Origin of the sequence: Simkania negevensis Z (assembly GCF_000237205.1) — a bacterium.
In the GTDB taxonomy this organism is placed as follows: Bacteria; Chlamydiota; Chlamydiia; order Chlamydiales; family Simkaniaceae; genus Simkania; species Simkania negevensis.
In genome coordinates this window covers 2377301-2390110 of record NC_015713.1, presented here as the reverse complement: position 1 = coordinate 2390110, position 12810 = coordinate 2377301, and the positions used below count along the sequence as shown (strand labels likewise).

8 protein-coding genes are annotated in these 12810 nt (G+C 41.0%); 4 read left to right on the top strand and 4 right to left on the bottom strand.

The features are described from left to right. Positions 1 to 36 precede the first annotated feature (36 nt). The gene (locus SNE_RS11585; RefSeq protein WP_013944635.1) at positions 37 to 1038 is read right to left on the bottom strand and encodes a hypothetical protein; all 1002 of its coding nucleotides are present in this window, start codon (positions 1036 to 1038) and stop codon (positions 37 to 39) included. Between the two features lie 204 nt (positions 1039 to 1242). Between SNE_RS11585 and SNE_RS11580 the strand changes: the two genes are divergently transcribed. Genes SNE_RS11580 through SNE_RS11570 form a run of 3 tightly spaced genes read left to right on the top strand, consistent with a single transcriptional unit; the run spans position 1243 to position 7508 of the window. Next, complete coding sequence (locus SNE_RS11580; protein ID WP_013944634.1) at positions 1243 to 5853, top strand: hypothetical protein; 4611 nt, start codon at positions 1243 to 1245, stop codon at positions 5851 to 5853. A 59-nt stretch (positions 5854 to 5912) separates the two neighbouring features. After that, positions 5913 to 6749, top strand: coding sequence for an ABC transporter permease (locus tag SNE_RS11575; RefSeq protein ID WP_013944633.1), 837 nt, complete (start codon positions 5913 to 5915; stop codon positions 6747 to 6749). Between the two features lie 3 nt (positions 6750 to 6752). After that, on the top strand, positions 6753 to 7508 hold the full coding sequence (locus tag SNE_RS11570) for an ABC transporter ATP-binding protein (protein WP_013944632.1): 756 nt from the start codon (positions 6753 to 6755) through the stop codon (positions 7506 to 7508). A gap of 173 nt (positions 7509 to 7681) precedes the next feature. Here SNE_RS11570 and SNE_RS11565 read toward each other — a convergent pair whose 3' ends face one another. After that, a complete protein-coding gene (locus SNE_RS11565) occupies positions 7682 to 8893 on the bottom strand; it encodes an ATP-binding protein (protein ID WP_013944631.1) in 1212 nt (403 codons plus the stop codon). A 266-nt stretch (positions 8894 to 9159) separates the two neighbouring features. Here SNE_RS11565 and SNE_RS11560 point away from each other — a divergent pair, with 266 nt between their 5' ends. Beyond that, entirely contained in the window at positions 9160 to 10380 is a 1221-nt protein-coding gene (locus SNE_RS11560) for an ATP-binding protein (protein ID WP_013944629.1), read from the top strand. Between the two features lie 265 nt (positions 10381 to 10645). Here the strand turns inward: SNE_RS11560 and SNE_RS13260 are convergent, their stop codons facing one another. After that, the gene (locus SNE_RS13260) at positions 10646 to 11530 is read right to left on the bottom strand and encodes an IS5 family transposase (RefSeq protein ID WP_013944429.1); all 885 of its coding nucleotides are present in this window, start codon (positions 11528 to 11530) and stop codon (positions 10646 to 10648) included. A 206-nt stretch (positions 11531 to 11736) separates the two neighbouring features. Beyond that, positions 11737 to 12807, bottom strand: coding sequence for an alpha-ketoacid dehydrogenase subunit beta (locus SNE_RS11550; RefSeq protein WP_148259019.1), 1071 nt, complete (start codon positions 12805 to 12807; stop codon positions 11737 to 11739). Positions 12808 to 12810 lie beyond the last annotated feature (3 nt).

Below are 12810 nucleotides of genomic sequence, written 5' to 3'. Positions count from 1 at the left end.
CTATCCATTTAGCTCTATTTTGAGAGTGATTTTTTATTAATCGGTATCTGATCCATTCCCATCTGATTTTTTTGCATCTTTCACCTTATGAGGTGACTCATGGACGCCTACTTGTTCTCTCCAATTGCTCACGTTTCCAAAAGATGTATCATGATAAGGAGAGGAAAGCGGTGTTGCTGGGCTACTGTCAGGAGAGCGAACAGGTGTTGTTGGATTGCTTACGAACGAATGGGGTGGGGTATGCTCTTCTTCGTCAGAACTTCTTGAACGATCAGACTCTCTTTTTTTATCAATTGGGATCGCAATAGGTGGAGAGTTTCTTCTCTCGATTTCATCACTCACAACAACAGTGGTGCTACTTCCAAATTGGAGGTCTTTTGGAGCTTGATGTTCAAATTGATCTTTAACTTCTTCTAATGGAGGAGAGCTGTCCTTTGCTACAAGTGGCCTTGGGGAGCTAAATACGCTTTGATCGGGACGAGGGAGTGGTGAGGAGCTTCCGCTGCCTTGCTTCTGAATATGATGGATGTCTCTTTCGCTTAAAGATGGGCTTCCGCTCTTATCATGAGGAGGGAGATGAGAAAGAGATAAAGCCTCACTTTCGCGTCGTTGTTGTTCATCTAATGGAGGAGTGCTTATTCTTGTTGGCAAAAGCGAACTTGTGGGGCTTCCGGTTCCTTCGCTTTTCAGCCCGTTAGTTTTAGGAGAATGAGGAGAAACAACATGAAGATGACCCTCATCTCTTCTTAGATCGTCGGAAGATGTTTTTCGTTCTTTTTCCCGATCTTGGTGTTCTCTTCTTTGAATCTCAACTTGATGCGCAGGGAGGCCTAATGTAAGATCTGGAGAAAGTGTATGAGCATTAGAAGAGGGTGGAGAGTAAGTGTGTGACGAAGTCGTAGGGGATGTAGTTGAATGTAGAGGGTCCTGTAGTAGAGGTTTGCGCTGTTGAATCGCTTCTGGTTCTTCATAAGGACAACAACAGCAAATGCAGTTCCAAAATTGTTGCCAGCAACTTAATCCTACGTTTCCGCTCATGAAAATACCTCGTTATGATGATAAACTTTTAAATTGGCATCTAAGTTATTCTCTTTCATTATTTTTTTTCAATCGAATTATCGCGTTGCGTAAAAAAATGTAAATCTTCACTACGATCTTAATTAAAAATTAGTTTTTGCATGCAATTAATTCACATCTTCTTTATAAAGATCATGCTAAAGTTTTTTATATAGGGCAATTTCCATGAGCGAATCTTCAGTTAGTCACACGTATTATGAAAAAATGAAAGGAGTGATAGATCCTGCATGTTTTGTTGTGACAGGATTTTTTGGACTCGAAAAGTTGCGTTCTTTGGAATGGATCAATGGGCCAATAACACATCATGCGATGGCTTTGACTGGAGCGGTCAATGGTTTAACAATCTTTTTGGCTGATCATGTATTCCGAAGTGGGCAAAGTCACTCTCCCTATTACAAAGCGGTGATTACAATTATTGGACTCGCTGCGGGTGCTGTCATCACTCCCTATGCTGTCTCTAAGGTTTTGAAATCTCATGCTGTACTGATTACCCCAGCCATGTCGTTTCGTATTGCTGCCTTTAATTTAGTTGCGAAAGTAGCCATCTATGTGACTTTTACAAAAGGAGAGCACTATTACAATCGATGGAACTTTCCAGTGTTTCAAGATTTTGATGAAATGACCGAGCAAACTGTTCGGATGCTTCATGGTCATTTTAAAGACCGTGCAGATCTTTGGAAACAAGAGTCCTTTAAGAAACAACTTGGGTTTAACCAAGTCTTGCAACAGTATGGGCTGGACCCTTTAAACATCACAGAAATTGATTTAGAGACCTCACTGACAAATGCGGAACTTGAAACGTTCAGAAAACTCTATGAAAAAGGCGAACTCACACCACAACAAGCCACGCTTCTCTATAATTTTCACATTGCTCCTCAAGAAAATCGTGTTTACAAAGCAGAAAACTTACCCATCATTGATCCAAGAACAGTGAAAGACGTAGGCAAACTATCACCCGAACAAATTCAGTGGCATCATAAATGGCTTATCGCGCATCCAACTTTAACGATTCCAGAGTGTCAAATTCAAGTCCTTGTTCCTCGCTTTTATGAGCTAAGCCTTGTCCCACCGTACAAAAAATTTGTCGCAGAACTCCCTGTTCCCTCAGGAAAAGAAGAACTGACAAAAGAGCAGGTTTCTTATTTAGCCCATTTCTATCAAGCAAAACGATATAAATGGAATGCTTTAGAACTTAAGCAGCAAATCATTTTAAGAGAACTTTTTGAAAAGCATGGTTTTGATAGCCATGCATTGCGCGAGCCGTCAATCGAACAAATGAATGAGCTGTCGAAAAAATATCTCAACAAATTTAAAAAACATTTCGAAATGCATGAAGAAGCGTGGCAGCGTAAGTCGCTGGCCTATCAACAAGCATTTAATCAGGCTTTAATTCCTCATGCTCTTGAGCCCTTGGAAATTCCCGATCAACCTTGGTCAACAAAGAAAAAAGTTGCCTACATAGGTCTTGGGTTGATTGGTCTTGCTATAGTAGGTGTTGGAATTGCTTACATGGCTGGAGCCCTTCCAGCTATCACCTTGATCGCTCCTAACAACTCTGGAACAAATAGTGGTAATAACTCAAAGCCAACTCCAATTCCGACCCCAACCCCAACTCCTGTTCCGACTCCGACTCCAACTCCTAGCCCACAATCAGAGAGTGAGTCTCTTAAAGTGGACGTCAAGCCTACTGTAACAGAGCCACCAGAGTATTTTGAAAACGGAGATCAGTGTTTTTTAAGCACTTCATTCCTTGTCGACACTTGTGTAAATCCATTGTTTGATCATTCATCAACAATTCAGCACCGAGTCAACACTTCAACCTCTGAGAATCCTGTACAACCACCTATTACACAAGAATTCTCAAGCATTTCAACAGACTCTGAAATTGTGAGAGAAATAGGAACAGCACTTGTTCCAATTCCTGGATCCGGAAGAACTTTACGTGGCGATAGGGTTAATACTAATCCCATTAGAACTCAATTGATTGAAAATGATGATGCAGATCCCACATCTTCTCTTTCTGGAAGAGATGTTGTTGGTGAAGAAAGTGATTTAGGCCCATTGTTATTCCAAGGACCATGTCTTGATGGATTGAAATGGACTCAGGAGGGATGCTTTGCTCGCAAAGTAGATAATACAACACTTACAAAGATTGCCCCAACGAACATGCAACGTCAATCGCAGTTTCAATTGCCACCTGTTAATCAGGAAGGTTCTAAAATTGTTTCTTCTGAAACGTTCATTGAAGCAAAGAATTACCCAGTTGGATTTCCTGATCCATCCCTTGCTGAGTTATGCGGAATTGAAGAACAAGATGTTGATCAGAGAGACATACTAGAGAGTATCGATCCTTACAGCGTTGTTTATATGAGACCAGATGGCTCAGGATCTAAAGTAGTAGATCCTACCTTGATTCCTGTTCTTGAGGGTATTGAGATGTGTAAGGAAGGTTTCGTTGACTTTGAAAACAGATGCATCCAGTCCAATTACACCTTGTTAAACAATACTAAAGGTTCAGTCAATAGTGGCAAAGGTCTTAAGCAAGAAAATCTCATGTATGTAGTACCTGGTCTCTCTACAGGAGATAATGAAAATGATGATATGAATGGAGATGGAGTTATCCTATCTACTGGGGGTTCAATGACTGAAACAGCTCAACCTCAAGAAAGAAGTGAAGATGGCATCTTCACTTCTGACTCTGATTTAATATCTGATGACAATTCAACGAACAGAACAGCTACTGTTAGAGAAGAGGTTGTTGACAGAGACAACATCACTGATGATCAAAAAATAAAAGAAGGTGAGGACAAGACTACACCTTCTGTTAGTTTATCTGAAAAATCTGGACCTCAACAAGGAACTACAGACCAAGGCGACACTAATGCAAACCCATTAACTACCCCGCCGCCAGTTCCAGATTCAACTACGGGCGCAAATAACTCTCAGACTTCTGAAAGCTATTTGCCTTGGTTTCTTGGAGGAGGGGCACTTCTATTTGTCGCTGGGATTTTGAACCAATTCAGAAAGAAGCCAGAATCGACAGGTGAAACTCTTACAGAGACCACAACGGTAACAGTTTTTGAAGTGCAACATGATACTGATGGACAAGACAGAAGACTGACGACAAATATACCGGTTATTGTTACTAAACCTCCTTCAAGCCCTTCAAAAAGAGGAATTCTCAAAACAAGGCTCTCTCCATCTAAACTTCGAGAGAGTGAAAGCCCGATGCGTCAATTAGACTCTTCTGGTGGTTCAAGCTCAAATGTTGGTGAGAGAAGAGAAGTCGAGCTACGAGATGAAGAACACAAAAGCCCAGTACGTCGACTAGACTTTTCTACTTCAGCGAATTCTTTACAAGCAGCTTCAAGCAAAAGCGTTGGATGGGTGCCGGACGAAGGTACAGTTGTGGATTTTGAAAAGATGTTGGGTGAAGTCGCTTCGATTTTCTTACCTTTATCTGAAGGGTATAAGGAGCGGGTAGCTCCTCTTGATCCGTATGTTAAAATTGACGAGCCTAAGCTACTTAAATTCATAGATTACCATGATAAGGAAAGTCTAAACGTTTCGATCGTGCCAGACAGGTTTCTTGGGGCGCACATTGCTCGAGGAGAATTAGAAAAAGGAAGCTTCTTTCAATTACTCGATAAGTTTGCTTCTCCCGATGATCATCAATTTCAGTACTTGACCATCGACGCAGCGCGCACCACTTCAGCTGAACCCATTTTAGCAGATAAAGAATGTTTAACAAGGTTACTCGGCTATTCTAAACAGAATCAGCATGTTCAGAGGTTAACTCTTGCGGGGTTTGAGATGATAACTTGTGAACAATTTGCTAGCATTACAAGGCAGTTTCCGAATGCTATCTACTTTGACTTAAGAGGGTCTGGTTTGGAAAAAGGGCTGATTGACGGCTTTACAAAAAAATATATATTAGAGTGGGGAGACGCTGAGAGTAATATTAGCCATCATATAGAATTCTACTACGGTGAAATTGCAAAACGGAGAGAAGCCTTTGCAGGTGGAAATCTGAATGCGATTAAAGAAATCTTCACACCCAATGCTCATTATTTAGCGAACCGTTATGATCATCCTCTTGGACCTTTCCGCTTTTTTGTAGAAAATATTTCTTTTTTAAGTGGATTAGATATTGATGATGAATTGATGGGGCAATATGTGATTCCCCATCTCAATAAGAATTTTCCAAGTGCTAGGGCTCTAGATCTTTCAAGTTGTACGAACTTAACCTCTGAGACACTTAAATGCATGGCTACAGCAAACTTTAGGATAGAATCCCTTATCCTGAAAGGTTGCACAAACATTTTTTCAAGAGTTCGTAGCAGTAGTAGTAGAAGTGTAGGTAGTGTGCTTACATGCGACATTACAGCAGTTGGGAATGTAGCAATCAATTTAAAAAAGATGGTAAGGTTTATTAATTACATCGATCTTCGTGACACTGTAGTGATCGATCCTTTCGGCGAGAAGATGTCGGAGGATCCATATGCTGTAATTGTTGGAAAAGCCAAAGAAATATCAACTAGTCAAAGAGGGAATGACGCCTACTGGAATAGATATGTAGTTGAGGCATTAAAAGCACTCTATCCAGACTCTAGCAAGAGAACAGCGCAGTGGGAAGAGCTCGGAAAACAGTTTTGGTTCTTGGAACTGCTACATCTCTTTAATAATGCAGAGCAAAGCGGTAGTTGTGCGCTCAATTATGTGGTGTTTGATAAGAAAGGTGTCGTTGGAGATTCAAAGTTTGGCACTTTGCGTTGACTTATCGAAGGAGATTTGTTAGGTTTTGTGTCTAATGATGATTAAAAATAGCTAATCTTGTGGAAGAAATTGAGGTAAATGAAGCAGCTTCAGTTAAGGCTAAAAAAAAGCCTTCTCGATTTGTGGCTTCTCTTGAAGATTTATGGTCGGGTGTCAAGCAGTGGCGCGTTTGGCTGCTGCTGGGGTGGCTCGATCTTAAGCTGCGTTACCGCCGCTCGTATTTAGGCCCTTTTTGGATCACGATCAGTATGGCTGTCATGATCTATTCTATGGGGTTTGTCTATAGTAAGCTTTTTCATATGAACTTGTCCGAGTATTTTCTTTATATTTCAGGGGGGATGCTCGCTTGGTTTCTACTTTCTACCACTTTGATTGAGATGATGCATGGCTTTACTGACGCACAAACGTTTATTTTGCAGTTGAAGATGCCCTTTACGGTCTACATCATGCGGGTGATCACTCGCAATTTTATCGTGCTTGGGCATAATGTGATCGCGGTTTTGCCACTTTTGATTTATTTTAAATGTGTTCCCAATTTTCCCATGGTCCTCTTTGCTCTTGTGGTGATTGCTGTCTCGATGCTGTCGATTGGGACTCTTTTTGCCATGATTGGGGCCCGTTTTCGGGATGTGCAGCAGGTCATTGCAAGCATTTTGCAGGTGGGATTTTTACTGACTCCAGTCATGTGGAATGCAAGCATGATCCCTGGTAGGGCGATTCTGGCTGTTTATTTGAACCCATTTTACTACTTTGTCGAGCTTCTTCGCTCTGGAGTGTTGAATACCCATGCACCAGCAATGGTGATTAAGGGAAGTGTTATGATTGCAGTAGGTGGAACAGCGCTTATGCTGCTTGTTTTTTCTCGTCTAAGACATCGAATTCCTTTTTGGTTGTAAAGCATGGCGCAGATTGATTTTGAAGAGATGGTTTTAGATTTTCCTGTCTACAGCGCTGCGAATCATCGCTCGCTGAAAAAAGAGCTTGTGCGTGTCGCTACGGGTGGATTGATCAAACGGAATCCGAAGGATATGTTTGAAATCCGGGCTATTGATGGGCTTTCTCTGACGATTGAACATGGGACTAGGCTGGGACTCATTGGGCATAATGGAGCGGGAAAGAGTACCCTGCTTCGGATGATCACTGGAATTTATACACCGACACTTGGTTCGATTGAGGTCGATGGAAAGGTAACGGCTCTCCTCGATGTCATGTTTGCCATGTACGAAGATTTGACAGGCTATGAGAATATTTTGCTGCGTGGAACGCTGCATGGCCTTCCTTCAAAGGAGGTCAAAGAGAAGGAGGAGTTGATTGTGAAAAGTTCGGGGCTGGGAGATTATATCCACATGCCACTTCGAACCTATTCAACGGGGATGAAGGTTCGCCTTGCGTTTAGCATTAACACTTGTATCCAGCCTCAGATCTTGATTATGGATGAGCTAGTGGGGGCTGGCGATGAGTCGTTCAAAGAAGAGGCAAAGGAAAAACTCGATTCACTGATCTCATCTTCTGAGATTTTCATTATTGCATCGCACAATACCGATTGGATTAAAGACAATTGTAATAAGGTTCTTTGGTTGGAAGCGGGCAAGCCTAAGTTTTACGGCGATGTCGAAGAGGGCATCGATCGGTACGTCCAATCTTGTCATTCTTAATGAATTGTATTTCAGTGATTAAGTGCCTTGTCTCTAAAATTCTCCACCGCTATTAATCCATCTTTTGGCGTCCTTTGCTTTCTCAGGCTAAGCAAAATAAACACAGAGTTCAGTCTACTAGGAAAAATTTTTTCAGATTTTTTCGAGTCTCGAAACGCTCAATTTTCACCCTTTTACAGCAATGAAAAGGGTAAAGCTGTCACATGCTCTCCTAGTGGGAGTTGAATATTTCCTAGGTGAACAACATACCCATTTTGGCTTCGTTTATGTTGATCTTTTAAAAAAGAATGTACTGACGAGGCCATTGGAGGTTTTGGTGTTGATGAAGCCTTAATTTCAATAGGAATTAATGTTCCCTGATTTTCAACGACTAGATCAACTTCTGTTCCTGATGACGTTCGCCAAAAATAGATTTGGGGTTCAACCCCATGCTTGGATATTCGTTTATAGATATCTGTAACAATGAATGTTTCAACAATAGGACCAGCCATCGGACCGGCAATAAAGTGATCAATGTCTTTCAAGCCTAATAAGTAACATAAAGATCCAACATCAGTCAGGTAGATTTTTGGGGATTTGACTAACCTTTTATTGGAGTTGTTGAAATAGGGGCGAAGGATAATAATTTGGTATGTTGCTTCTAAAATTGAAATCCAGGCTTTGATCGTATTGACGGCTACTCCAATATCTTTAGCAACATCAGAGAGTTGAAAGACCTGTCCGCTACGAGCAGCAACTGCTCTTAAAAACATTTGGAATTGAGAAAGGTCTCCAATTTGTCTGATGCTACGAACATCTCTTTCTAAGTAGGCTTGCATATAGCTTCCATGCCAAAGTGAAATAGATTTTTTATTATCCTCATTGAGTTCTGGATAAAATCCTCGGAGCATCATAGTCCAAAAGTTTTCAATAGAAAAAGGTTGAGGTGGATGTTCTTTTTCCCAATAAAAAGAATAGAAGGGGTGATGAGAAACTTCTGTGTAAGAAAGGGGGAGAAGACGTAGCATTGCAGCTCTTCCTGCCAAGCTTTCTGTGATATGCTGCAAGAGAAGGGTATTTTGTGAACCAGTGAGGATAAACTGTCCATATTGATCCCTATTTTCATCAATTTTCTCCTTAATATAGAAGAGGAGTTCTGGAGCGTATTGAATTTCATCAAAAATCACTGGTGCAGAGTAAAGTTCCAGAAAACCTCTTGGATCAGAGTTTGCTGCGGCTCGGACATCAGGCAATTCTAAGGAAATGTATTTATATGCTTTTCCAAATAGGTGCTTTAGAAGAGTTGTTTTTCCAGCCTGCCTAGGGCCCGTAAGGACAACAGCAGGAAACTGTTTCACTGCTTCCTCAACGATTGGCTCAATAGATCTTTTGATATACTTAGTCATATCTTGCAATTTTGCATTTTAAATGCAAAATTGCAGGAAAAATGGTTAAGTGATTGTTTTAGAATGGAATATATTGGAAAAAATGCTTCAATGAAATTGTCATCTTCTTTTTTTAGTGAGAGAAGAGAGATCATCAAAATTTCCTATAAAGGCATTGCTAATTTTAATAATGATTGAAAGTCAATAACTTAACATTTGTTTTGACCATTAAATACATATATATGAAAATGGTCGTGACTATTTCAACACATATAAGGAAAACGGTCATGGAGCATGAATTTGTTCGCCGTCTTTATCTTCCATTAATCAAGCATCACTTTAGCAAATATCGGCAGATGTTGTTTTTAATGGGCCCTAGACAGGTGGGAAAAACGACTCTATGTAGATCTTTTCCAGAAGAAAACTACTTGTATCTAAACTGGGATAACTTGGATCACAGAGAGATTTTTCTAGAAGGGCCTAAAGCGATTGCAAAAAAGCTCCAGCTTGAATTTATTCAAGAGACTCCTCCGTTCTTGATTCTAGATGAAATCCATAAGTATTCTGATTGGAAAACTCTTCTTAAAGGTTTTTTCGATACTTACGCGCATTCTGGAGAAGTTAAGATTATTGTGACTGGAAGTGCAAGGTTAGACATTTATAAAGCGGGTGGAGATAGCTTAATGGGGCGTTATCTCAGGTATCGAATCCACCCCTTTTCATGCGGGGAATTGTTAAGAACTGAAATTTCTGAGTCACTTACTCAACCACCATTAAAGATAGAAAATGGACAATTTGACTCTTTATTGAAATTTGGTGGGTTTCCAGAGCCGCTATTCAAGCAAGAAGAAAAGTTTTATCGGAATTGGAGTCAACTTAGGTTACAGCAACTCTTTTATGAAGATATCAGAGATTTGACCCGAATTCAGGAAATTAAACAAATGGAGCTGTTAGCATCCCTTCTTAGTAAACAAATTGGAACTCTTCTTAACTATTCTAGTTTAGCGAAAAAAGTAAGGGTTTCTGGTGAAACGATTCGTCGGTGGATGAATACCTTAGCTTTGCTCTATTATAGTTTTCTCATTCACCCTTGGAAAAAAAATATTACTCGATCACTTCTCAAAGAGCCCAAAGTTTATCTATGGGACTGGTCTTTAGTGCAAGATGAAGGAGCACGATCTGAAAATTTTGTTGCTTCTCATTTAATGAAAGCATGTCATTTCTGGACAGATAAAGGAGAGGGAGTTTTTGAGCTTTGTTTTCTTAGAGACAAAGAAAAGAGAGAAGTTGATTTCTTAGTTGTGAGAGATGAAAAGCCTTGGTTTCTTGTTGAAGTCAAAACATCTCGACAATCTCTTTCTCCGCATCTCGAATACTATCAAAAAGCAACTGGAGCAAAGCATGCTTTTCAAGTCACCCTCAATGAGGAATTTCAGGATATAGATTGCTTTGCATACACACAACCAATTGTTGTTTCGGCTAAGACATTTCTTTCTCAGCTGGTTTAAGCTTTGACATTAGGCTTGTTTCACTGGAGAGACTCATCTATTTTCCCCATGGAGAGAGAGTTATTGTGGTCAGGCCAAGTTCTTTTGCAAACTCTTTGACGCATATACTCAAACTACTTCAAAATCTTTACCGGTGATCGTGTTGTGACAATTTTGGGATGTGCTTTTACGCTTAGTAGATGTGGGATTTTCTGCTTCATCAATATCGAGACTGTGTTGAAAAAATCAATTTTCGTAGACTCCCCCCCCCTCATCATCAATCGTATTAAGTTATCAGAAGCATTTGATTCAGCATTTTGCATTTAATATGACCTTCGATTTTTTGAGTTTCTATTTTCTTTGAGAAAAACCTTTCCCCATACAGTCGCTTTAATCTTGAGAAGCTTGTCTCTGCTAATGCCCTTCTTGAGTATCTTGTCAGTTTTCCCCAGATTTCTCGCGCTAGCTGATCTCCTCCCAGTCCTTTTATTTCGCGTAAGGCGTTGTTCCTTCTTGTCATAAAAGGAGATAATAGGCTGTTTTTTCTAGGCGGAATAAGGTCTTTCGCTCCTATTTGATTGATGGCCTCCCTGCATCTTTTTGTGTCGTATCCTCCATCTGCTATGACGGTCTCAACGGGTTTAGGGAGCTTCTCTATGATTTTCGGGCCTATTTTGCAGTCAGCTTCATGCCCTTTTGTGATTTCAAAGTGGATAATTTCTTGAGTGTTTTCATCAATAGCGATGTGCAATTTAACCCATTTTCTCCTCTTTGAGGCTCCATGCATTTTCACTTTCCATTCTCCCTCCCCATAGACTTTGATCCCTGTAGTATCTAACAGCACCACTTTAGGTCTTCTAGAAGAGAGCTTGGGCAAAAGAGCTTCCATGTGGGAAGCTCTTTTGCAGATCAGAGAGTAGGTCGGAAGAAAAATATCAGGTTCTATATGTGGAAGGATCGATTTGGCAAAACCCTCGAGAGTTCTATAGGTAAGGCGATATTGTATCTTTAAGACAAGAAGGAGATAGATGAGTGGAAGGGAAAACAAACGAGGTCGACCTCGTTTGTTTTCCTCTGGCTTTTCAGTTAACGCATTTGGATCGATGAAAAAAGTTATACTTCCTCTTTTTACTAAGTCTCGATTATACTTGTGCCAATTGCGTTTACGCATCTGAAGCTCCTTTATGTTTAGTGACTTAAACCATAAGGAGCTTCTCTTTTTTAAGAAATTTTTATCAAGACTTCTCTTCTGATTTTTTCAACACAGTCCAATATCGATTCCAAAAATGCCAGATAATTCCTTAGATTGAACGATCAGCGTCCAATTTTCATAAAATAATTTCTAATACGTTTTTTAATTTACTTTCAGTTAAGAATTTAGAATGGGCCTTGAAGAGAAGGGTCTGGGACGTCGAGTGGACCGTCGTTGCGGTACTCGAGCAATTCTTCTAGTAAGGCTTGCGCTTTCGAGGGGATGCGCATCAAGCGAAATGCTTCGAAGACAATCATCTTAGCTGTAGGGTAGTAGTGGTTGGCAAGAGACCAACTTGTCGGGTTGTTTCTATCAGGATAGGTGACGCGAACAGGGGGCGCTTTGAGATCACTAAAAGCTTCTTCGGTAAGTGTTGCGAGAATTTCTGCAGCAAATCCGCAGGTTTTCCAGTCGCCATCTGCAACAATCACGCGACCTGTACGGCGGACTGATTTGATGAGAGTTTCTTTATCGAGGGGTTTAATTGTGCGCAGGTCGATCACTTCGGCAGAAATTTGGTCGTTTGCAAGAATGTGGGCTGCTTTGATGGCTTCGAGTGTCATGTGCGAAGAAGCAATGAGGGTGATGTCTGTTCCTTCTTGCACAATTTTAGCTTTGCCGATGCCTTCAACTCTGTTTTCATCGGGGACAGGGCCGAAGGTTTCGTGAAGCCAACGATGCTCCATGAAAATGACAGGGTTGTTGTCTTTAACAGCAGAAATAAGAAGTCCTTTTGCGTCGGCAGCTGTTGCTGGCATGACGACTTTTAAGCCGGGAATATGGGCAAAAAGGCTATGAAGTGCTTGAGAATGTTGAGGGCCTTGTCCCCAACCACGTCCCATGATGAGGCGGATGACGAGAGGGACTTTGAGTTTTCCTGCAGACATGTAGTTCCACTTTGCGCCATTGTTGATGAGTTGATCGAGAGCTCGGAGGAAAAAGTCGACCCGATGAAAACAAAGAATGGGGCGCATCCCTGCGATGGCACTTCCAATGGCGATGCCGGTGAGAGCATTTTCAGAAAGGGGCATGTCCATGACGCGCTCAGCACCGAATTGATCACGTAGTCCAGTAACGGTTCCGTAAATAGCTTTGGGTCCGGTTGCTCCCTGTCCCATGAAGTAAACAGTAGGGTCGGTTTCCATGATTTCTCGGGTGGCATCTAAGATGGCGTCTTTGTATTTCATTTCTTTCATTTG